The organism is Pseudomonas sp. ZT5P21 (assembly GCF_054897785.1).
Map to the genome: position 1 here is coordinate 3,809,357 of NZ_CM142705.1, position 21,086 is coordinate 3,830,442.

18 protein-coding genes and 5 tRNA genes are annotated in these 21,086 nt (G+C 58.8%); 7 read left to right on the plus strand and 16 right to left on the minus strand.

The annotated features are described in order from the left end of the window. The first annotated feature begins 141 nt into the window (after positions 1–141). The gene (locus tag ACYZT9_RS17665) at positions 142–1,032 is read left to right on the plus strand and encodes a LysR family transcriptional regulator (RefSeq protein ID WP_462006684.1); all 891 of its coding nucleotides are present in this window, start codon (positions 142–144) and stop codon (positions 1,030–1,032) included. A gap of 66 nt (positions 1,033–1,098) precedes the next feature. Continuing rightward, positions 1,099–4,377 carry a PAS domain S-box protein gene (locus ACYZT9_RS17670; protein WP_462006685.1) on the plus strand — a complete coding sequence of 1,093 codons (3,279 nt, stop codon included), beginning with the start codon at positions 1,099–1,101 and terminating at the stop codon, positions 4,375–4,377. Positions 4,378–4,543: 166 nt separating this feature from the next. Here the strand turns inward: ACYZT9_RS17670 and ACYZT9_RS17675 are convergent, their stop codons facing one another. From ACYZT9_RS17675 to uvrB, 11 genes are all read right to left on the minus strand, one after another. Beyond that, positions 4,544–4,990, minus strand: a complete 447-nt coding sequence (locus tag ACYZT9_RS17675; protein WP_462006686.1) for an Hsp20 family protein — start codon at positions 4,988–4,990, stop codon at positions 4,544–4,546. Between the two features lie 132 nt (positions 4,991–5,122). Then, positions 5,123–6,082, minus strand: coding sequence for a tRNA dihydrouridine synthase (locus tag ACYZT9_RS17680; RefSeq protein WP_462006687.1), 960 nt, complete (start codon positions 6,080–6,082; stop codon positions 5,123–5,125). Positions 6,083–6,236: 154 nt separating this feature from the next. Beyond that, a complete protein-coding gene (locus tag ACYZT9_RS17685; RefSeq protein WP_462006688.1) occupies positions 6,237–6,692 on the minus strand; it encodes an acyl-CoA thioesterase in 456 nt (151 codons plus the stop codon). A gap of 48 nt (positions 6,693–6,740) precedes the next feature. Next, complete coding sequence (locus ACYZT9_RS17690) at positions 6,741–7,574, minus strand: alpha/beta fold hydrolase (protein WP_462006689.1); 834 nt, start codon at positions 7,572–7,574, stop codon at positions 6,741–6,743. A gap of 31 nt (positions 7,575–7,605) precedes the next feature. Beyond that, positions 7,606–8,145, minus strand: a complete 540-nt coding sequence (locus tag ACYZT9_RS17695) for a TetR/AcrR family transcriptional regulator (RefSeq protein ID WP_462006690.1) — start codon at positions 8,143–8,145, stop codon at positions 7,606–7,608. Positions 8,146–8,327: 182 nt separating this feature from the next. Beyond that, positions 8,328–8,403 (minus strand) — tRNA-Glu (locus ACYZT9_RS17700). Between the two features lie 80 nt (positions 8,404–8,483). Continuing rightward, a tRNA-Ala gene (locus tag ACYZT9_RS17705) sits at positions 8,484–8,559 on the minus strand. A 53-nt stretch (positions 8,560–8,612) separates the two neighbouring features. After that, positions 8,613–8,688 (minus strand) — tRNA-Glu (locus ACYZT9_RS17710). Positions 8,689–8,767: 79 nt separating this feature from the next. Beyond that, a tRNA-Ala gene (locus tag ACYZT9_RS17715) sits at positions 8,768–8,843 on the minus strand. 170 nt (positions 8,844–9,013) lie between these two features. Further along, the gene (gene gltX, locus ACYZT9_RS17720) at positions 9,014–10,495 is read right to left on the minus strand and encodes a glutamate--tRNA ligase (protein WP_462006691.1); all 1,482 of its coding nucleotides are present in this window, start codon (positions 10,493–10,495) and stop codon (positions 9,014–9,016) included. Positions 10,496–10,602: 107 nt separating this feature from the next. Then, complete coding sequence (gene uvrB, locus ACYZT9_RS17725; protein WP_462006692.1) at positions 10,603–12,618, minus strand: excinuclease ABC subunit UvrB; 2,016 nt, start codon at positions 12,616–12,618, stop codon at positions 10,603–10,605. A 337-nt stretch (positions 12,619–12,955) separates the two neighbouring features. Between uvrB and ACYZT9_RS17730 the strand changes: the two genes are divergently transcribed. Both ACYZT9_RS17730 and ACYZT9_RS17735 read left to right on the plus strand, forming a co-directional pair. After that, the gene (locus ACYZT9_RS17730; RefSeq protein WP_462006693.1) at positions 12,956–14,152 is read left to right on the plus strand and encodes an amino acid aminotransferase; all 1,197 of its coding nucleotides are present in this window, start codon (positions 12,956–12,958) and stop codon (positions 14,150–14,152) included. 240 nt (positions 14,153–14,392) lie between these two features. Continuing rightward, positions 14,393–14,593 (plus strand): hypothetical protein, encoded by a 201-nt coding sequence (locus ACYZT9_RS17735; RefSeq protein ID WP_462006694.1) that lies wholly within the window; start codon positions 14,393–14,395, stop codon positions 14,591–14,593. Here the strand turns inward: ACYZT9_RS17735 and ACYZT9_RS17740 are convergent. Then, a complete protein-coding gene (locus tag ACYZT9_RS17740; protein ID WP_462006695.1) occupies positions 14,590–14,820 on the minus strand; it encodes a hypothetical protein in 231 nt (76 codons plus the stop codon). The genes ACYZT9_RS17735 and ACYZT9_RS17740 overlap by 4 nt on opposite strands. A 228-nt stretch (positions 14,821–15,048) precedes the next feature. Here ACYZT9_RS17740 and ACYZT9_RS17745 point away from each other — a divergent pair. Continuing rightward, positions 15,049–15,124: transfer RNA gene (locus tag ACYZT9_RS17745), tRNA-Asn, on the plus strand. Positions 15,125–15,220: 96 nt separating this feature from the next. Here ACYZT9_RS17745 and ACYZT9_RS17750 read toward each other — a convergent pair. Further along, complete coding sequence (locus tag ACYZT9_RS17750; RefSeq protein ID WP_462006696.1) at positions 15,221–16,738, minus strand: nucleobase:cation symporter-2 family protein; 1,518 nt, start codon at positions 16,736–16,738, stop codon at positions 15,221–15,223. Positions 16,739–16,994: 256 nt separating this feature from the next. On the opposite strand from ACYZT9_RS17750, the gene ACYZT9_RS17755 reads away from it, so the two are divergent. Together ACYZT9_RS17755 and ACYZT9_RS17760 are read left to right on the plus strand one after the other, a co-directional pair. Continuing rightward, complete coding sequence (locus ACYZT9_RS17755) at positions 16,995–17,276, plus strand: BrnT family toxin (protein ID WP_462006697.1); 282 nt, start codon at positions 16,995–16,997, stop codon at positions 17,274–17,276. A 3-nt stretch (positions 17,277–17,279) separates the two neighbouring features. Beyond that, positions 17,280–17,597, plus strand: coding sequence for a BrnA antitoxin family protein (locus tag ACYZT9_RS17760; protein WP_462006698.1), 318 nt, complete (start codon positions 17,280–17,282; stop codon positions 17,595–17,597). On the opposite strand, the gene ACYZT9_RS17765 is transcribed toward ACYZT9_RS17760, so the two are convergent. From ACYZT9_RS17765 to ACYZT9_RS17775, 3 genes are all read right to left on the minus strand, one after another. Further along, a complete protein-coding gene (locus tag ACYZT9_RS17765) occupies positions 17,594–18,421 on the minus strand; it encodes an arylamine N-acetyltransferase family protein (RefSeq protein WP_462006699.1) in 828 nt (275 codons plus the stop codon). The two genes, ACYZT9_RS17760 and ACYZT9_RS17765, sit on opposite strands and share 4 nt — an antisense overlap. 110 nt (positions 18,422–18,531) lie before the next feature. Next, a complete protein-coding gene (gene xth / locus ACYZT9_RS17770) occupies positions 18,532–19,326 on the minus strand; it encodes an exodeoxyribonuclease III (RefSeq protein WP_462006700.1) in 795 nt (264 codons plus the stop codon). Positions 19,327–19,435: 109 nt separating this feature from the next. Beyond that, positions 19,436–21,004 carry a sensor domain-containing diguanylate cyclase gene (locus tag ACYZT9_RS17775; protein ID WP_462006701.1) on the minus strand — a complete coding sequence of 523 codons (1,569 nt, stop codon included), beginning with the start codon at positions 21,002–21,004 and terminating at the stop codon, positions 19,436–19,438. Positions 21,005–21,086: the final 82 nt, after the last annotated feature.

Genomic DNA, 21,086 nt, shown 5'->3' on the forward strand with positions numbered 1-21,086 from the left:
TTTCCTCATCAGCTTGTTTCTATGCCCCGGGCTCTGACTATTTCAATAACCCTTTGGCTTGTGAGGTCGATCCTAGGGGGTTACATTAAATAACTCAAATTCATATTTTTTATGCTTTGGATAACCAACTGGAATACAGCAATGGACCTCGCCAACCTCAATGCCTTTATTGCCATCGCGGAGACAGGAAGCTTCTCCGGCGCCGGGGAACGGCTGCACCTGACGCAACCGGCAATCAGTAAACGCATTGCCGGGCTGGAGCAGCAATTGAAGGTACGCCTGTTTGATCGCCTGGGCCGCGAAGTCGGCCTGACCGAAGCCGGTCGCGCCCTGCTGCCGCGGGCTTATCAGATTCTGAACGTGCTGGACGACACCCGCCGCGCCTTGACCAACCTGACCGGAGAAGTGAGCGGCCGCCTGACCCTGGCCACCAGTCACCACATCGGCTTGCACCGTTTGCCGCCCTTATTAAGGGAATTCACCCGCCGTTACCCACAAGTCGCGCTGGACATTCAGTTCCTCGATTCGGAAGTGGCCTACGAAGAAATCCTCCACGGCCGCGCCGAACTGGCTGTCATCACCCTCGCGCCCGAGCCGCATGCTCTGATCAAGGCCATGCCGGTGTGGGATGACCCGCTGGATTTCGTGGTCGCCCCGGAGCATTCATTGATCAGCAATGGTGCCGTCAGCCTGGCGGACATCGCCCTGCATCCAGCCGTGTTTCCCGGCGGCAATACCTTTACTCACCACATCGTCCAGCGCCTTTTCGAAGCCCGAGGCCTGACGCCGAACATCGCCATGAGCACGAATTATCTGGAAACCATCAAGATGATGGTCTCGATCGGTCTGGCCTGGAGCGTGTTGCCGCGCACCATGCTCGACGATCAAGTTGCACGAATACCTTTGCCGGGCATACAACTGTCTCGCCAGCTAGGCTATATCTTGCACACCGAACGGACGCTGTCGAACGCAGCACGGGCTTTTATGGCCCTGCTGGATGCACAAATCGATCGGCCAGGGACTCAGGGCTAACTTGTGCTACGCCTATAGAGCCGCGAATTCCTGTGCCCAATGCCCAATTCAGCCCAAGGCCTGCCAATGCCGAAATCTGTTGACCGTATTCCGCCGATGCCACGTATTCAGGCGCTTGACCCGAAACGGTCCGAGCAAAGCTGGGAAAACGCACCACAGCTGCTGGCCGCCCTCAACGGAGCACGGCTAGGCGCCTGGTATTGGGACATCGAGCGCGGCCAGATCAGTTGGTCGCGAGGCACGCAGGCTTTGTTTGGGTTTGATCCCCGGCAGCCGCTGCCGGCCGATCTGGAATACCTCGACCTATTGCCGCCCGAAGACCGGGCCAAAACCATTCGCGCGTTCCACGCCGTGATTGCCGGCGCCCCGCTGGAACAAGCAATGCACCACCGCATCCGCTGGCCGGACGGCAGCCTGCACTGGCTGGAGATCAATGGCAGCTTGCTGCCGGATAAACAGGGTCGGCCGCGCATGATCGGGGTGATCCGAGAAATTACTCATCAACGCCAGCGCGAACAGGCGCTGAGCAGCTCGGAAAAACGCTTCGCGACGCTGTTTCATTTGTGCCCGAACATGGTGCTGCTGACCCGCCAGGAAGACGGCCTGATCACCGAAGCCAATCAGTATTTCGAAAGCCTGTTCGGTTGGCCGGTACAAAACGCGATTGGCCGCACCACGCTTGAGCTGGGCTTGTGGGTGCACCCGGAGCAACGGGAGACACTGGTCAAAGCGACCAAGGCCAAAGGCGAGCTGGTCAGCATGGAAGTCCAGTTTCGCGCCAGTAATGGCCAGGTCCACGACGGCATCCTCAGCGCGCAAAAAGTCGAGCTCGAGGGCCAGCCCTATCTGCTCAGCACTTTCCTCGACACCACCGAGCGCAAAGCCGCCGAGCACGCACTCAAAGACAGCCAGGAACGTCTCGATCTGGCTCTGGACTCGGCGCAGTTGGGCACATGGGACTGGCACATTCCGAGCGGCATGCTCTATGGCTCGGCCCGGGCCGCTCAGTTGCACGGACTGGAAGCCATACCGTTCCATGAATCGTTCGACGCGTTTTTCGAAGGCGTGCCCGGCGAAGAACGCGACGGTATGCGCGACGCCTATCGCAGCCTGCGCGAAGGTCCGGCGGGCAACTATCAACTGACCTACCGCGTGCAGCTGGAGGATGGAAGTTCGCGTTATCTGGAAAGCCGCGCCCGTCTCTACCGCGACGAGAACGGCACCCCTTTTCGTATGGCTGGCACCTTGCTGGACATTACCGATCAGGTCGAGCGCGAACAGATGCTGGTTGCCTCCGAAGAGAAATTTGCCACCCTGTTTCAGGTCAGCCCAGACCCGATCTGCGTGACACGCCAGGACACCGGCCAGTTCATCGAAATCAACTCCAGTTTTACCCAGACCTTCGGCTGGAGCACCGCCGAGGTGATTGGCCGCAGTGCCGACGAAATCGGGCTGTGGGACGCGTCGCCGAAAAGCCTGCGACGGATCGAACAAGTCATCCGTGAACAGGGCCTGAACAACGTGGCGATCCTCGTTCAGCACAAAAATGGCCAATCACTGACCTGCGTGATCTCCAGCCGCCAGATCAGCGTCGGCGATCAGCCGTGCATCGTCACCACCTTGCGCGACATCACCCAGCAACAACGTTCGGAAGCGGCACTCAAGGCCAGCGAAGAGAAATTCGCCAAGGCCTTCCACTCCAGCCCCGACGCCATCACCATCACGGAACGCGACACCGGGCGTTATCTGGAGGTCAACGATGGTTTCTGCCGGCTGACCGGCTACCGCGCCGATGAAGTGGTCGGCCGCACGGTGTATCAGGTCGGCATCTGGGCCGAAGAAAAACAACGCTCGGCGCTGCTGGCCGAGCTACAGATCAAGGGTCGGGTGCATCACCAGGAGATGCTCGGCCGCAACAAGCGCGGCGAACTGTTGACCGTCGAAGTGTCGGTGGAACCGATCACGCTCAACGAAACCGCTTGCCTGCTGCTGACCGCGCGGGACGTCAGCCTGCTGAAAAACGCCGAAGCGCAGATCCGTCACCTGGCTTACCACGATCCGTTGACCAACCTGCCCAACCGCGCGCTGTTGATGGATCGCCTGAGCCAGCAGATCGCCCTGCTCAAACGCCACAACCTGCGTGGCGCGCTGATGTTTCTCGATCTCGACCACTTCAAGCACATCAACGATTCGCTCGGTCACCCGGTGGGCGACACCGTGCTGAAGATTATCACCGCCCGCCTTGAAGCGAGCGTGCGCATGGAAGACACCGTTGCGCGGCTGGGCGGCGATGAATTCGTGGTGCTGCTCAGCGGCCTGGAAGGTTCGCGCAATGAAGTCAGCGCACAGGTCCGCGACCTTGCGGACACCTTGCGCGAACTATTGTCTGAACCGATGTTCCTTGATGGTCAACGCCTGCAAGTGACGCCGAGTATCGGCATCGCGCTGATTCCCGATCACGGCTCGACCCCGACCGACCTGCTCAAACGCGCCGACATCGCGCTTTATCGGGCCAAGGATTCAGGTCGCAACACCACGCAGATGTACCACAACACCATGCAAAAGGCCGCCAGTGAACGCTTGCGCATGGAAACCGACTTGCGCCTGGCCCTTTCCCGGGGGGAGTTCGAGGTGCATTACCAGCCTCAGGTGGACGCTCGCGACAACCGTATCGTCGGCGCCGAAGCGCTGGTGCGCTGGAATCACCCGAAACTCGGCGCACAGTCGCCGACCGAATTCATCAAGGTCCTGGAAGACAGCGGGTTGATTCTGGAAGTCGGCACCTGGATCGTCGACGAAGTGTGCAATGCCTTCAAACAATTGATCGCCGAGGGCAGGATCGACCCGTTGAATTTCAGCCTGTGCGTGAACATCAGCCCGCGGCAGTTCCGCCAGAACGACTTCGTCGAGCGCATCGAGCACAGCCTCATCAGCCACGGCCTCCCCTGCTCGCTGCTGAAACTGGAAATAACCGAAGGCATCGTCATCCAGAATCTGGAAGACACCATCAGCAAAATGCGTCGCCTGAAAAAGCTCGGTGTGAGCTTTGCCATGGACGACTTCGGCACCGGTTATTCCTCGCTGACCTACCTCAAGCGACTGCCGGTCGACACTCTGAAAATCGACCAGTCATTCATCCGCGACGCCACCACCGATCCCAACGACGCCGAGATCATCCGCGCTATCGTCGCCATGGCCCGCAGCCTGGAATTGAAGGTGATTGCCGAAGGGGTGGAGACGCCGGAGCAACTGGAGTTTCTGCAGGGGCTGGGCTGCCATTTTTACCAGGGGTATTTGCACAGCTCGCCGCTGCCGGTGGAGGCGTTTCAGAAACTCCTCAAGTAACACGCCCCCACTGTAGGAGCGAGCTCGCTCGCGATGAACTGGAGAGCAACGCGATTTTCCAGAAAACACGCGTTATCGTTGACGTCTTTCGCGAGCAAGCTCGCTCCTACAAAGGGGCAAGGCAAGAAAAGGGCGCCGTTGGCGCCCTTTTCTTTTTTGCCCTGCCTTAGTGCTGCAGAGCTGGGTTTTGCGTCCCGTTGATCGGGATGCGTTTGGCTTTTGCCTCTTCCGGAATCACCCGTAGCAGGTCGATACTCAACAGACCGTTGCTCAGGCCAGCGGCCTTGATTTCGATATGGTCCGCCAGACGGAAGGACAGCTTGAAGGCTCGCTGTGCGATGCCCTGGTACAGATAAGTAACGTCTTCGTTCGCGTCACGTTTGCCGCCACTGATCGTCAGCACACCTTTTTCCACTTGCAACTCCAGGTCTTCTTCCTGGAAACCGGCGGCCGCGATCACGATGCGGTATTGGTCGTCGCCGTGTTTTTCAACGTTGTAAGGTGGATAAGTGCTGCCTGGCTCGTTGCGCAGTGCGGTTTCGAAAAGGTCGTTGAAACGATCGAAACCGACTGAGGAACGGAACAGTGGTGCCATTGAAAATGCAGTGCTCATGATTCAAATCTCCTGAAAACATATCAGCAAGTTTTTTTGTCTCCGCGACCCGATTTCGGCATCGCGTAATCCTTAAATAAGGATCGCCTATTGCTTTTCAAGAGATTATTTTCTGTTTTTTCAAAAAAAGTTTCAGGCCGCCTCCGACACCTGCAACCCCAGCAAACGCGAGACCTGATCCAGTTCGGTTTCACGGCGCAGGACAGTGAACAGCTCAACCGCTTCGGGATAATTGCGCGTTAGCATCGCCAGCCACTGCTTCAGACGGCCCGGGGATTGACGCGGCGTCATCTGCGCTTTGGCCTGCAGCCAGAAATCCTGGACCAGCGGCAGCAGCTCGGCCCAAGTCATCTCGACCACATCTTCACCAGCACGCGCAGCTGCGATCTGCCGCGCCAGGTCCGGGCGCGACACCAGCCCGCGTCCGAGCATGATGTCTTCGACGCCGCTGATTTCACGGCAACGACGCCAGTCTTCGACACTCCAGATATCACCGTTGGCAAACACCGGCACCTTGACCACGTCCTGCACCCGCGGAATCCACTCCCAATGCGCCGGTGGCTTGTAGCCATCAGTTTTGGTCCGCGCATGCACCACGATGTGGGCCGCGCCGCCTTCGGCCAGGGCTGTGGCGCAAACCAGCGAGCCGTCCGGGCTGTCGAAGCCGAGGCGCATTTTCGCAGTGACCGGAATATGCGGGGGAACAGCGCGACGGACATGCTCGACGATCTGGTTCAGCAGCTCGGGCTCTTTGAGCAACACCGCGCCACCGCGCGACTTGTTGACGGTTTTGGCCGGGCAACCGAAGTTCAGGTCGATGACTTCGCTGCCCAGTTCGCAGGCCAGCGCTGCGTTTTCCGCCAGACACACCGGATCGGAACCCAACAGCTGCACGCGCAAGGGCACGCCAGACGCGGTGCGCGCACCCGTCAGCAATTCGGGACCGAACTTGTGGAAATAGGCAGGCGTGAGCAACTGATCGTTGATCCGGATGAACTCGGTCACGCACCAATCAATACCGCCCACACGGGTCAGCACGTCCCGCAGGATGTTGTCGACCAACCCCTCCATGGGCGCCAAAGCAATTTGCATGAAAAACACACTCGACGAAAAACGTGCGGCAGTTTACCGGATTAAGCAGGAAGTCGCAGGACACCTGTGGGAGCGGGCTTGCTCGCGAAAGCGGTGTGTCTGTCAAATCCCTGTTGGATGTGCCGCCGCTTTCGCAAGCAAGCCCGCTCCCACATTACATTTGGGTGGTAGTCAATTCTTGCGCAAGTAACGCTGGGCCGTAGCCCTCGATAAACTCCGCTGGCATGCGCTTCGGCTTGCCGGTGGACAATTCGATACAGACAAACGTCGTCTGCGCTCGCAGCAACGTCGTGTTGTCGCTCGGGCGCTTCAGCTGGAAATGGCGGGTCATTTTCAGACGCTGGTCCCAATCGACGATCCAGGTCGCCAGTTGCAGCTGATCGCCTTCATATGCAGCGGCAAGATAATCGATCTCGTGCCGCACCACCGCCATCGCCCGATCAAGCCGCCGATACTCGACCAGGTCCAGACCGAGTCGCTGAGAGTGTCGCCAGGCGCAGCGCTCGAGCCAAGTCACGTACACCGCGTTATTCGCGTGACCCAACCCGTCGATGTCCTCGGCGCCCACTTCAAGATCAATGATAAATGGCGTTGCCCGATCCCAGCCCATGCCCCACTCCCGGTCAGATTATTTCGACCGGGGCAGTGTAACGGATGCTCAGGCCGATTGCCGCGACTGCAGGCTGCGGCCAGCCAGCAGTGATAACACGCCATCAATCACCCGAGGGTCAGCCAGTACCCGCTGATGACCGCCTTCCTCCAGTTGCAGCAGACGGCTATCGAACCAGGCCTCGTGGATCAGCCGGGATTCCTTGACCGAGACGAAGCAGTCGTCTTCGGCGTGAACGATCAGACCGGGCATGTCGAGTTGATAATGCGAGACATCCAGTGCAGCCGCGCGCATGCCAACGTCTTTCTCCACCTGGCGAATGAATGCCGAACGGGCTTTAGGCGGCAGCCGCACGTAGCGGGCAAAACCCCGCAGCACGCCGAGAATTCGCGCCGGTGCGGCAATCGTCACCAGGGTTTCGGTGCGCAAACCCAGCTGTACGGCAAGCATAGCGCTGGCACCGCCCATCGAGTGACCGATGACCGCCTGCAGCGGCGGCAACTCGGCGGCAGCTTCGAGCATGGCTCGGGCGAACAGCACGACGTTTGCTTCGTTGCCCGGTGAACGACCATGCGCAGGGCCGTCCAACGCAACGACGGAGTAACCGGCACCCACCAACGCGGTGATCAGACTGGCAAACTGCGTCGGCCGGCCTTCCCAACCGTGCATCAGCAACACTGCAGGGCCTTGCCCCCAGCGCAGCGCCGAGAGACCGAAGCGCAAGGTGATGCGTTCGGATTTCGCCAGTAACGGCAATTCCCAATCGCGTAGCGGCAGATCCCGCGGCGTCATGAATGCCAGCCGCATTTTGCTCGCGACCAGTTTCGGTGCAAACCAGCCCAAGGTGCCATTAACGCCACGAACCCACTTTAACGTGCTCATCGCTCTCACTCCTCAGGCCATGGCCTTCAGGTCATAGCACCGCCGACTTGGCGGCACGCAGCAATCGATCGGACAATTCTCCAGGCCCCAGCGCCCGCGCCAGAGCCAGACCACCCACCATCAAGGCCATGTCGGCCAAGGCTTTGTCGGTGTCTTCAGGACTGGCCGCCAACTGCGCGACCATCATTTCCACATGCTCATTCAACGCCACGCGAAACGCGTCCGCCAGGCGCCCCAGCTCACCGACGGACGCCGGGATCGGGCACGCCGACTCAGAGGAATCACGGTGCTTGCGTGACAGATAAAACGCAGCGACCAACGCGCGACGCTCTTCGCCGGTCAATTCGGTGTCCATGTCTGCGATCAGGCCACGGCGATGACCGAGCAATTGCTTGAACGCTTCCAGCATCATTGCGTCCTTGCTTTCGAAGTGCGCATAGAAGCCGCCAACCGTCAGGCCGGCTGCGCCCATCACTTCGCCCACGCTCGGTTCGGCCGGGCCACGCTGAATCAGCGCTACGCTGGCGGCCTTGAGGATGCGTTCGCGGGTTTGAGCTTTTTTATCGTTCATCGTTGCCTCCGAATATTACGACTAGAATATTATTCTCATAATAATTTTTCGCAAGTCGTGAGTATGACCGCTGGTCTGAAGCACAGTTTGAAAGAAATGGGGATTTGGCCAAACGCCAGACAAACAAAAGGGCCATTCAATAATTGAATGACCCTTATAAAATCCCGCAGAGCGGGTAATCGTGGCGTCCCCTAGGGGACTCGAACCCCTGTTACCGCCGTGAAAGGGCGGTGTCCTAGGCCACTAGACGAAGGGGACGCAAAACCTTCTATACAACTGATCAGTACTGAGTGCTGATCGATTCAAGGCCGGTGTGGCCAGACCTTGAACTGTAAAATTGGTGGAGCTAAGCGGGATCGAACCGCTGACCTCCTGCATGCCATGCAGGCGCTCTCCCAGCTGAGCTATAGCCCCGGATTTTTCGCCTCGCGGCGGAGCGATATCTTGCAACATCGCTTCTGTAAAACTGGCGTCCCCTAGGGGACTCGAACCCCTGTTACCGCCGTGAAAGGGCGGTGTCCTAGGCCACTAGACGAAGGGGACGCAAACCCTTCTATACAATTGACCAACGCTGAGTGTTGATCGCTTCGAGGCCGGTGTGGCCAGACCTTGAAGTGTAAATTGGTGGAGCTAGACGGGATCGAACCGTCGACCTCTTGCATGCCATGCAAGCGCTCTCCCAGCTGAGCTATAGCCCCTCATCGCTGAGGACGGGGCGAATCTTAATGGCGCTTCGGAAACGTGTCAAATTTATTTTTAACAATTTCCAAACTTTTTTGCCGACATAACAATCACTTACCGCCCTCCCCCCGGATTACGGGGGGTGCACCGAAAGGCACGATCAAAAGATCGCAGCCTTCGGCAGCTCCTACGCGATGTTGCCCAGGAGTTTTTCCCACTCCTTGTTTTCCTTCTTCGACACGCCACCGAGCAAGTCGATAGCCTGACGCAGACGGAAACGCGTCAGGTCCGGACCGAGGATTTCCATCGCATCGAGCACCGACACCGAACTGGCCTGACCAGTGATCGCGGCGAACATCAGCGGCATGGCGTCACGCAACTTCAACTCCAGGGATTCGACCACCGCTTGAATCGTCGCGGTGATGCTGTCTTTCTCCCACTGACGCAAGCTTTCCAGTTTCCACAGAATCAACTGCATCAGCTGACGAACCTGATCGCCCGACAGCTTCTTCGATTCGAACAGCTTGGCATCCGGGCTCACGCCACCGGCAAAGAAGAACCCGGCCAGCGGTGCAACCTGACTGAACGTTTCAACGCGGCCCTGCACGTGCGGCGCGATTTTCATCATGTATTCCGGGTTCAGTGCCCAGGTCTGCAATCGGCTGGCGAACTCTTCCACCGGCAGGTCACGCAGCCACTGGCCGTTCAGCCAGGACAGTTTCTCGATGTCGAAAATCGGCCCACCGAGGGAGACTCGGCTCAGGTCGAAGTGATCGACCATTTCCTGCAGCGAGAACTTCTCGCGCTCGTCCGGCATCGACCAGCCCATGCGTCCGAGGTAGTTGAGCATCGCTTCCGGCATGAAGCCCATACGCTCGTAGAAGGTGACCGAGGTCGGGTTCTTGCGCTTGGATAGCTTGCTCTTGTCCGGGTTACGCAGCAGCGGCATGTAGCACAGCTCCGGTTGTTCCCAGCCGAAGTATTCGTACAGGAGAATCAGTTTCGGCGCCGAGGGCAGCCATTCTTCGCCACGCAGAACGTGGGTGATGCCCATTAGATGGTCATCCACCACGTTGGCCAGGAAGTACGTCGGCAAGCCGTCGGTCTTCATCAGCACTTGCATGTCCATGCGATCCCACGGGATCTCGACATCGCCACGCAGCATGTCCGGCACCACGCACACGCCTTCGCTCGGCACTTTCATGCGGATCACGTGCGGCTCGCCGGCGGCCAGGCGGCGCGCGACTTCTTCCTTGGAGAGCAACAACGCACGGCCGTCATAACGCGGGGTTTCGCCACGTGCCATTTGCTCGGCGCGCATCTGGTCCAGCTCTTCGGCGGTGCAGAAGCAAGGGAACGCGTGGCCCATTTCAACGAGCTGCTGGCAATACTTCTGATAGATCTCGCCGCGCTCGCTTTGACGGTAAGGACCATGCGGGCCGCCGACGTCGGGGCCTTCGCTCCAGTCGATGCCCAACCAGCGCAGGGCGTCGAAAATCTGCTGTTCGGACTCGCGGGTCGAACGCAATTGGTCGGTGTCTTCGATCCGCAGGATGAACTCACCGCCGTGCTGCTTGGCAAAGCAGTAGTTGAACAAAGCGATGTAAGCGGTACCTACGTGGGGGTCCCCGGTAGGCGATGGCGCGATGCGCGTGCGGACGGTGGTCATGGCAAGTCTCGAAATGAAGATAAAACAAAGGGCGAATGGTAACAGGCGTTGCCCGCCCGGCTCCAGTGAGCTGGGGATTTAAGGGGACTGTACATTCACCGCAAATCTCAAACGGCGATTAACCGCTCGCGCAATTTGCTGATTTCGTCGCGCATCTGCGCCGCCGCTTCGAATTCCAGATCACGCGCAAGCTGGTACATCTTCTCTTCCAGCGCCTTGATACGCTTGGCGACTTCGCCGGGCGAGCGCAGTTCGGCTTCGTACTTGGCGCTTTCTTCGGCGGCCTTGGCCATGCCTTTGCGCTTCTTGCTGCGCGAGCCCGGGACGGTGGCGCCTTCCATGATGTCGGCAACGTCCTTAAACACACCTTTTGGCGTAATGCCGTTGGCCAGGTTGAAGGCGATCTGTTTGTCGCGACGACGCTCGGTTTCGCCGATCGCCCGCTCCATGGAACCGGTGATCCGATCGGCGTAGAGAATTGCCCGACCGTTGAGGTTACGCGCCGCACGGCCAATGGTCTGGATCAGCGAGCGTTCGGAACGCAGGAAGCCTTCCTTGTCGGCATCGAGGATCGCCACCAGCGAGACTTCCGGCATGTCCAGGCCTTCACGCAGCAGGTTGATCCCCACCAACACATCGAAGGTGCCCAGGCGCAAATCGCGGATGATTTCGACGCGCTCCACGGTGTCGATGTCAGAGTGCAGATAACGCACGCGTACGCCATGGTCGGCCAGGTAATCGGTCAAGTCTTCGGACATGCGCTTGGTCAGTGTGGTGACCAACACCCGCTCTTCGAGTGCGACACGCTTGGTGATTTCCGAAAGCAGATCGTCGACCTGGGTCAGCGCCGGACGGATTTCGATTTGCGGGTCCACCAGACCGGTCGGCCGCACCAGCTGCTCAACCACGCGACCGGCGTGTTCCGCCTCGTAATTGCCCGGCGTGGCCGAGACAAATATCGTTTGCGGACTGATGCTTTCGAACTCGTCGAAGCGCATCGGCCGGTTATCCAGTGCCGATGGCAGGCGGAAGCCGTATTCCACCAGCGTTTCTTTACGCGAGCGGTCACCTTTGTACATCGCGCCGACCTGCGGCACGCTGACGTGGGATTCGTCGATCACCAGCAAGGCATCGGCCGGCAGGTAGTCAAACAAGGTCGGCGGCGCCTGACCGGAATCGCGACCCGAGAGGTAGCGCGAGTAGTTTTCGATGCCGTTGCAGTAGCCCAGTTCGAGGATCATCTCCAGGTCGAAACGAGTGCGCTGTTCCAGACGTTGCGCTTCCACCAGTTTGTTGTTGGAGCGCAAGTAATCCAGACGCTCCTGCAACTCGACCTTGATCCCTTCGATGGCGCCGAGCAGGGTTTCTCGTGGCGTTACGTAGTGGCTTTTCGGGTAAAACGTGAAGCGCGGCAGCTTGCGAATCACCTCGCCGGTCAGCGGATCGAAGGCCGAGAGGCTCTCGACTTCGTCATCGAACAGCTCGATGCGGATCGCTTCAAAATCGGACTCTGCCGGGTGGATGTCGATCACATCGCCGCGCACTCGAAAGGTCGCGCGGGCGAAATCCATGTCGTTGCGGGTGTATTGCAGGTCCGCCAGGCGACGCAGCAAGGCGCGCTGATCGAGCTTGTCGCCGCGATCCACGTGCAGCACCATTTTCAGATAAGTTTCCGGACTGCCCAGACCATAGATGCACGACACCGTGGTTACGATGATCGCGTCCTTGCGCTCCAGCAACGCTTTGGTCGCCGAGAGTCGCATCTGCTCGATGTGGTCGTTGATCGAGGCGTCTTTCTCGATGAAGGTGTCCGAGGACGGCACGTAGGCTTCGGGCTGGTAGTAGTCGTAGTAGGAAACGAAGTACTCGACGGCGTTGTTCGGAAAAAACGCTTTGAATTCACCGTACAACTGCGCCGCCAGGGTTTTATTCGGCGCCAGCACCAGCGTCGGGCGCTGAACCTGGGCGATAACGTTGGCGATGCTGAAGGTCTTGCCCGAGCCGGTCACACCGAGCAACGTCTGGTGCGCCAGCCCGGCTTCGATGCCCTCGACCATCAGGCGAATGGCTTCCGGCTGGTCGCCGGCGGGCTCGAAGCGGGTGACTAGCTGGAATTCAGACATGAAATACCCTCTGGGTCGCGCCCGTCCGGGCAAAACGGACGGCAACGAGAAAGACCACAAACGACCGACGTCGCCCGAGGAAAAAACTGGATTATGCTCAATGTGGTGGCGATTGCCCCAGCTTTCAAGGCAAACGTCCTACATCCCTTGAAGTCATTGACGCAGGCAATCGACTATTGATCGAAAAATAATCGGAAAACTTACGCTAAAAGCCGAATAGTCTGTCGCCATCAATCGCAGATGGCCTCTATACTAGCTCCCCGTTTGTGCACCGCTCTAGTGCATTCGGCTGGAGCGCGACACGTCCCTCCACTTTCCATTCAGAGCCGCCGCAAAAATGAGCCTGTTCTCCGCTGTCGAAATGGCACCACGCGATCCAATCCTGGGCCTCAACGAAGCATTCAACGCCGATACCCGTACCAACAAGGTCAATCTGGGGGTCGGTGTTTACTGCAACGAGGAGGGGCGAATTCCACTCCTGCGTGCCGTTGTCGAAGCCGAGACGATTCGCGTCGCTCAACACGCTTCCCGTGGCTACTTGCCAATCGATGGCATCGCAGCTTACGACCAGGCCGTTCAGAAACTGCTGTTTGGCAATGACTCGCCGCTGATCGCTGCTGGCCGTGTCATCACCACTCAGGCCGTTGGCGGTACTGGCGCGCTGAAAATCGGTGCCGACTTCCTCAAGCAATTGCTTCCGAACGCCGTCGTGGCGATCAGCGACCCAAGTTGGGAAAACCACCGCGCGCTGTTTGAAACCGCCGGTTTCCCGGTCCAGAACTATCGTTACTATGACGCCGCGACCCATGACGTTAACCGTGTCGGCCTGCTGGAAGACCTGAACGCCCTGCCGTCCGGTTCGATCGTTGTGCTGCACGCGTGCTGCCATAACCCGACCGGCGTGGACCTCAGCCCGGAAGACTGGAAGAACGTTCTGGAAGTGGTGAAAGCCAAAGGCCACGTACCGTTCCTCGACATGGCCTACCAGGGCTTTGGCGATGGCATCGACGAAGACGCCGCTGCCGTGCGCCTGTTCGCCGAATCGGGCCTGACCTTCTTTGTCTCCAGCTCGTTCTCCAAATCCTTCTCGCTGTACGGCGAGCGCGTTGGCGCCCTGTCGATCGTCAGCGAGTCGAAAGAAGAAAGCGCGCGCGTGCTGTCGCAAGTCAAACGCGTGATCCGCACCAACTACTCCAACCCGCCAACCCACGGCGCAAGCATCGTCGCCGCCGTACTGAACAGCCCGGAACTGCGCGCCCAGTGGGAAGCGGAACTCGCTGAAATGCGCCTGCGGATTCGCGGCATGCGCACCCAGATGGTTGACCTGCTGGCGAAACAGGCTCCGCAACGTGACTTCAGCTTCGTCGGTCGTCAGCGCGGCATGTTCTCCTACTCCGGCCTGACGGTTGAGCAAGTGACCCGTCTGCGCAACGAGTTCGGCATCTACGCCCTGGACACCGGCCGCATTTGCGTCGCCGCGCTGAACCAGAGCAACATCGATGTCGTGACCAAGGCTATCGTTGCAGTGATCTGAGTCGAGCGGTGATACGAAAAACGGGAAGCCAAAATGGCTTCCCGTTTTTTATTTGTTTCAGATAATTCTCAAAGCGGTGGCTGCGCCCTCTAAACTCCACACAAAATCAAATGTGGGAGCGGGCTTGCTCGCGAAAGCGTCAGTTCAGGCATTGATGTGTTGAGTTCACTACTGCTTTCGCGAGCAAGCCCGCTGCCACATTTGATTTATGTACACCCTGGAATTACTACGAGAACTGACATGAAAATCGATGACCTGCGCGCTGACCGGGATGACCTGGATGCCTTCATCCCCCGCACACCCGCCAAACGCAGCAATAACCTGGTGCTGCAAGTGGCTGCCGGTGTGTTTCTCGGCGGCCTGGCCTTGTGGCTGGTGCAACTTGGCGCAACGATGCTGTACGCCAAACTGATCCTCGGCACCGTTACCTTCGGCGGTTAAGCCAGTTCGTTCGCGCGCTGGCTGGCCGCATCGTCATAAGCGACGTACAGCGACTCAGCGACCTGGCTTTTGATGGCCTTGGTGCTTTCCAGGCCCAGGACAAAACCTTCGGCCTTGCCACCTGCGCGGTTCAATTCGTCAGCGGTGCTGGCCTGAGTGATGGCGTCGAACAGTTTTTCGGCGTGGGGGCCGACCCCTTTGGGCAGGCTGATCTGAGCGATACTCATGCGAACACCCCGTTGCTTCGGGATGCGAGGGATGGGTCATTCATGGCGCGTACCTTTTTCGGCGAATGGCCGGCAGCGCGTGTAACCACTTCCGGGCGGCCATGGTAGACCGCTGATGCGGTTCTGGTAACCGCCAATCGCCGAGAAACCACCGTCCGTCCCGATGAATCCCTCAAGTTGTTAACAGGTGCTTGACTTCTCTTTTCGAATCAGTAACATACACGCCATTCCGCGATAGCTCAGTTGGTAGAGCAAGTGACTGTTAATCACTGGGTCCCTGGTTCGAGTCCAGGTCGTGGAGCCAGACAGCAACAACGAAAAGCCCCTGAATCAAACGGTTCAGGGGCTTTTTTGTGGGCGTTTTTGTAGGAGCGAGCTCGATCCTACAATTTTCTTCTACTCAGACATGTTCACTGCTTTTCGCATGCACCGCCCGTGACTCCCCATGCCCAGGGTCCGCCTCTATCACCGGAATCTCTTTCCCTTCACAGTCGCGCAACTTGCCTTCGCTGAAGTAATCCCCTTCGCGCAACGCGGCCAGGTCCTGATAACGCAACACCCGCTCAGTACCGGCCGCAAACACCGACTGCTGATCAGAGTTGCCGGCAGTGAGGTGGTTGAAGGTCAGGTTCAGCACGATCGCCATGATCGCGGAGGAGCTGATTCCCGAATGGAAAATCGTCGCGAACCAGCTTGGGAAGTGGTCGTAGAAATTTGGCGCGGCGATGGGGATCATGCCGAAACCGATGGAGGTGGCGACGATGATCAGGTTGACGTTGTTGCGGTAATCGACCTTGGACAGCGTGCGAATTCCGCTGGCCGCCACGGTGCCAAACAACACGATTCCGGCGCCGCCGAGTACGGAGGTGGGCACGGCGGCGATGACCCGCCCCATGAAAGGCAGCAGGCCGAGGATCACCAGGAACAACCCGCCGGTGGCTACCACGAAACGGCTCTTGATCCCGGTCACGGCCACCAGCCCGACGTTCTGGGCGAACGCGCTTTGGGTGAAGGAGCCGAAGATCGGCGCGATCATGCTCGACAGCATGTCGGCGCGCAAACCGTTGCCCAGGCGTTTGGAGTCGACCTTGGTGTCGATGATTTCGCCGACGGCGAGAATGTCCGCCGAGGTTTCCACCAGCGTCACCATGACCACGATGCACATCGACAGGATCGCGGCGAAGTGGAAGGTTGGCATGCCGAAGTGGAACGGCGTCGGGAAGCCGAACATCGGGCCTTGGGTGACCGACGAGAAGTCTGCCATGCCGAGAAACACCGCGATGATCGTACCGATGACCATCGCCAGTAGGATCGACAAACGGGAGATGGTCGCGCTCCCGATCTTGCTAAGTAGCAAGACCAGCACCAGCGTGACCGCTGCAAGGCCGATATTGGCCATGCTGCCGAAATCCGGCGCATGGCTGTTGCCGCCCATGGCCCAGCGCGCGGCCACCGGCATCAGCGTCAGGCCAATGGTCGTGATTACGATGCCCGTTACCAGCGGCGGAAAGAATTTGGTGATTCGCGAGAACACCGGCGTGATCAGCAAACCGATCAGGGATGCGGCAATCACCGCCCCGAGAATCGACTGGAATCCGCCCTCCCCGCCGCTGCTGACGATCGCCACCATGGTCGCGACGCCAGAGAACGAGACACCCTGTACCAGCGGCAACTGGCAGCCGAAAAACGGTAAACCGAGGGTCTGCAGCAAGGTCGCCAAGCCCCCCGCAAACAATGAAGCAGCAATCAACAAACCGATGTCCGCCGGCGAGAGCCCGGCCGCCTGGCCGATGATCAAAGGCACCGCGACGATACCGCCGTACATGGTCAGAACATGTTGCAGGCCGTAAGCCATATTCGCGCCGACCCCGAGGTTTTCATCCTCAGGCCGTTGGTGTGAAACATGGGGCGTTTTCATGATTGGGGGGTTCCCTGGTTTTTGTTATGCGCACACTGTATGCAATACTCAGGACAAATGTCTATAGAGTTGTATACAACTATTCAGCCGGATGATGGACATGTGTCCATCCCCGCCCAGTGACCACCCACAGCATCCTTCAATAAAACTTGAAATATATCCCTCCCAAGCCCCCTCACATCTCCCGCTAATCTTTTGAGTTCCTGGCGACCACCGGTAGGGTCGCGCTCTTTTTTATACATATAAAGTATGCATAATGAAGTCATTCGAAATTCAATATCACAAGGCTAAAAACGCGGCGAACAAACTGAAGCATCAAGGCATCAGCCTCGCAGAGACTGAAGCCGTGTTCCATGACGAACGAGCACTGACGTTTCAGGACGATCATCACGATGAACAGCGATGGATCACCATGGGGCTGGACGCAAAGGGACGCTTGCTGGTCGTCGCGTACACTTACCGCGATCCGAATTTCGTTCGAATCATTTCGGCGCGCATCGCCACGAAAAATGAGCGTCGCCGCTATCTGGAGGCTTGATTAATGAAAGATGAATACGACTTCAGCAGTGCCAAGCGTGGAGCAGTTGCCTCCAGCAAAGGCAAAACCCGCATTACCATCATGCTGGACGAAGCGGTCATAGAAGCTGCTCGCTCACTCGCTGAAAGCGAGGGATATGGCTACCAGACTGTGATCAACAACACGCTCCGTCACGCATTGCTCAATGAAAAAGGCAAACCTGCCGAAACCGGGCATCTCAAAAAAGGGATAACGCCCACTGACCTGAAAAGTCTGGAGGAAAAATTGCTGGACGCCGTCAGCGAAATCCATCGAATGATGGAGCCTGACGCTCGCCCCTAGGCGGGCTCGATCAACCGCCCAAGCACTTGCCTCAACCGTGCATGCTCCGGCACCTGAATCCCGAATTCGCTCTTCAGCAACGCAACCAGATCCTCCACATCCGCGACCTGTCGCCGCTCGCTCTCGCTGCCTATCCGGTGGATCGCAAAACTGCCGTTGTTCAGCGTGCGCCGCCAGCCTTCACCTGTGCGCGCCACCATCAGCTGTTTGGCAAAAGATGATTCGGGATGGGTCGATACGTACCAGTTACCGACGGCGTAATCGATACCTTCCTGGCGCTGCAGGTCGAAGATGTACATCGCCCGCCATTCACCGGCGACGTTGGCGCGCAAGGTGTAGCCGTCTACGTGCTGTTCGATGCGATAGGGTTCGTGAGGTGTGAGTTGCTCGTGCGGCGTGTCGAGCACCAGCGGCGTGGTGGGGACCATGCCGCCGAAACCCACATCGGTGATGTAGCGCACGCCCTCGAGGGTGACCAGGCTCAACCGGTGCGTACGCGCGGTCCAGGCGCCCTCGGGCTGGCCCATGACCACGCGGCCGGAGATTCCGCGAGCGTCGAAACCCAACGCCTGAAGCAGCGTCAGGAACAGGTTGTTGAGTTCGTAGCAATAACCACCACGGCCATCGTGCAGGATTTTTCGCTCGATGGATGGCAAGTCGATGAGTACCGGCTCACCGGATAACGTGGTGAGGTTCTCGAACGCGAAAGCACCGGTGTGACGAAACTGCAATTGGCGCAAGGTTTCCAGGGTTGGTGCCGGTGGCGCATCGAACCCCAGACGTTGCAGGTATAACGCAAGGTTGCTCAGACGTGGCTCGCTCATTGCTCGGTCCTTAGGCACGGGGCCGCGGATCTCTCCGCTGATGGGCGCCATGTATAAAGGATAAAGCGGTGCGACCGACAATTGATTTCGCCAATCGCCACTCACGGAGATCAACGCCGCTTGCGCGAACCCAGTTGAATCCACGTCGGTGCATGGTCGCTGGCATGCGGCTCGTTGCGCACCCAGGCATCGACACCGGCCTCTTGCAGGTAAGGACTCAGCGCCGGGTTGAGCAGCAGATGATCGATTCGCAACCCGGAGTTTTTCTGCCAGTGTTGTCGGAAATAGTCCCAGAACGTGTAGAGCCGATCCTCCGGATACAGATGACGCAGGGAATCAGTCCAGCCCTGATCCAGCAACCGTTGATAGCACTCGCGGCTTTCCGGTTGCAGTAGCGCATCCTTGAGCCAGGAGCGCGGGTTGTAGATGTCCAGGTCGGTCGGCACCACGTTGTAGTCGCCAGCCAACACCACCGGGTGATCGCTGCTCTGGAGATCCTTGGCGTATGCGATCAACCGCTCGAACCAGGCCAGTTTGTAATCGAACTTCGGCCCCGGCTGCGGATTGCCATTGGGCAGGTACAAACAGCCCACCAGCACGCCGTGCACGGCGGCCTCCAGATACCGACTGTGGGTATCGCCGTCGTCGCCCGGCAGACCGCGGCGACTCTCCAGCGGTTGCGCGTCCCGCGCCAGAATCGCTACCCCGTTCCACGATGACTGACCCTGCCATATCGCGCCGTAGCCGGCCGCCTCAAGTTCTGCGGCGGGAAACGCACTGTCCACCGACTTGAGCTCCTGCAGGCAGGCAATGTCCGGTTTCTCCTTCTCCAGCCAAGTCAGCAGGTTCGGCAGTCGGGCGCGCATGCCATTGACGTTGAACGTTGCAATTCGCAAATTCTTCATGAGCCAGCGCTCCGGAAAAGTGTGTTCTGCGTGTGACATCCACACATTCCAGTGGTTGCGTTAGGCAGCAGCTGGATTATCAAATCACGGGGCGCTAGAGCCGACGTCATCAGCGATCAGAGCGCATTAACTCCCCGACGCCACCGTCCATTGACAGCACCGCCGAACGGTTTCGCCCGGAATGCTTGGCGTGATACAACGCCGCGTCCGCGCGCTCGATGAACACTTCGGTGCTGTCCAGGCGCGTCGGTACGAAGGCATAACAGCCGAGGCTGACGGTCACGTAACCGCTAGGCGCACCGCTATGGTTGATGTTGCGGGTCATGACGCTGTGGCGGATCTGCTCGGCAATGACCAGCGCGCCATGAATATCTGTATCCGGCAGCAACACGGCGAACTCCTCACCGCCGTAACGCACCGCCAGATCGGCTGTTCGATGGCAGCAACTCTTCACCGCCCTCGCCACTTCTGCCAGGCAATGGTCACCCGCAACGTGGCCGTAAGCATCGTTGTAGCGCTTGAAGTAATCGATATCGAGCATGATCAGGCTGAGCGGACTCGATTGCCGGGCGCCACGGCCAAACTCGATGTCCAGCGCCTGCTCGAACAGTCGGCGATTGCCCAGGCCCGTCAGGCTGTCATGGGTCGCGATCAGCTTCAGCGCCTCCTTGGCCTTGCGCAAATCCTTCTCGACCCGTTCACCGAGGCGCACCTGGCGCACGAAGACCCAACCGAACAGCCCCACACCCAGCACAACGAGGGCCACAATGAGGCTGGATTGAAATGCTGTTTCGTACCAACCCTTGAGAATCGATTCCCTGGACGAGGCTGCGGACACCACCAGCGGATACGCATCGAGTTGCCGGTAGCTATGCAAGCGAACTGTGCCATCAAGTACAGAACCAATCATGGCGTTGCCGGACATGGCGCCAGCCAGATGGCTGAAAATCTCCCCTTTGGCCAGTGACTGGCCGATCTGCGATTCCACGAACGGTCGCCGTGCCAGCAGTGTTCCGTCGGTCAGCGCCAGGAAAATAGAGCCATCGTCATCGATGCTGAAGCTTTTGAAAAACTGATCAAAGTAGGACATTTTGATGCCGGCCAGCAAAATGCCCTGAAAATGGCCGTCCTTGTCATTGACCCGTTTTGAAACCGGGATGATCCACTCGCTATTCACGCGACTGCGAATCGCTGGTCCGATGTGCGCCACGGACGATACGTTCTGCTGGTGAAACAGGAAATAATCGCGGTCTGCCACGCCGGGGCCACGGGGTAAATCCTCGAATGAGGTGACAACCCATTGCCCCTTTTGATCGAACAGGAAGATCCCGTGCAACTGACTGAGCGTCTGCACCCGCCGGGCAAACGTTTTCTGTAGACGCGGGATCTGTGTCGGGGCGAACCCGTCGAGCTGAATCCAGTCCGCCAGACTGGTCAACACCAGATCGGCTTTCATGAACGTGTCTTCGGCCTGTTGAGCCATGGCGCGCGTCAGGTTCGATGACGCCACTTCGGCCACCGCGAGGTCGTGTCGGCGCGATTGCTCCAGTTGCAGGTAGAGCAAACCGCAAAGGCACAGACACACCACCATAATAAACAGCACCGCCGCCTTTCGCAGGGGTAGCCGTTTCAAAGCGACACCACTGGCGTGGCGCGGGTCGTCATGGGAGATAGGCAAAAGCTCGTCCTGCAAGGGCAAGGCATGGGCGGAGGCCCAAAACCCTTAATGTTTGCGAGCTTAGTCTACGGGATGATGTTGG

What these genes read in the sequence shown, in the direction of transcription:
- ACYZT9_RS17760 (WP_462006698.1), top strand. Translation starts at nt 17,280, where the DNA reads ATGAAAGATGAATACGACTTCAGCAGTGCCAAGCGTGGAGCAGTTGCC.
- gltX (WP_462006691.1), bottom strand. Translation starts at nt 10,495, where the DNA reads ATGACCACCGTCCGCACGCGCATCGCGCCATCGCCTACCGGGGACCCC.
- ACYZT9_RS17735 (WP_462006694.1), top strand. Translation starts at nt 14,393, where the DNA reads ATGAAAATCGATGACCTGCGCGCTGACCGGGATGACCTGGATGCCTTC.
- ACYZT9_RS17670 (WP_462006685.1), top strand. Translation starts at nt 1,099, where the DNA reads ATGCCGAAATCTGTTGACCGTATTCCGCCGATGCCACGTATTCAGGCG.
- ACYZT9_RS17695 (WP_462006690.1), bottom strand. Translation starts at nt 8,145, where the DNA reads ATGAACGATAAAAAAGCTCAAACCCGCGAACGCATCCTCAAGGCCGCC.
- uvrB (WP_462006692.1), bottom strand. Translation starts at nt 12,618, where the DNA reads ATGTCTGAATTCCAGCTAGTCACCCGCTTCGAGCCCGCCGGCGACCAG.
- xth (WP_462006700.1), bottom strand. Translation starts at nt 19,326, where the DNA reads ATGAAGAATTTGCGAATTGCAACGTTCAACGTCAATGGCATGCGCGCC.
- ACYZT9_RS17750 (WP_462006696.1), bottom strand. Translation starts at nt 16,738, where the DNA reads ATGAAAACGCCCCATGTTTCACACCAACGGCCTGAGGATGAAAACCTC.
- ACYZT9_RS17755 (WP_462006697.1), top strand. Translation starts at nt 16,995, where the DNA reads ATGAAGTCATTCGAAATTCAATATCACAAGGCTAAAAACGCGGCGAAC.
- ACYZT9_RS17680 (WP_462006687.1), bottom strand. Translation starts at nt 6,082, where the DNA reads ATGCAAATTGCTTTGGCGCCCATGGAGGGGTTGGTCGACAACATCCTG.
- ACYZT9_RS17665 (WP_462006684.1), top strand. Translation starts at nt 142, where the DNA reads ATGGACCTCGCCAACCTCAATGCCTTTATTGCCATCGCGGAGACAGGA.
- ACYZT9_RS17685 (WP_462006688.1), bottom strand. Translation starts at nt 6,692, where the DNA reads ATGGGCTGGGATCGGGCAACGCCATTTATCATTGATCTTGAAGTGGGC.
- ACYZT9_RS17740 (WP_462006695.1), bottom strand. Translation starts at nt 14,820, where the DNA reads ATGAGTATCGCTCAGATCAGCCTGCCCAAAGGGGTCGGCCCCCACGCC.
- ACYZT9_RS17730 (WP_462006693.1), top strand. Translation starts at nt 12,956, where the DNA reads ATGAGCCTGTTCTCCGCTGTCGAAATGGCACCACGCGATCCAATCCTG.
- ACYZT9_RS17675 (WP_462006686.1), bottom strand. Translation starts at nt 4,990, where the DNA reads ATGAGCACTGCATTTTCAATGGCACCACTGTTCCGTTCCTCAGTCGGT.
- ACYZT9_RS17690 (WP_462006689.1), bottom strand. Translation starts at nt 7,574, where the DNA reads ATGAGCACGTTAAAGTGGGTTCGTGGCGTTAATGGCACCTTGGGCTGG.
- ACYZT9_RS17765 (WP_462006699.1), bottom strand. Translation starts at nt 18,421, where the DNA reads ATGAGCGAGCCACGTCTGAGCAACCTTGCGTTATACCTGCAACGTCTG.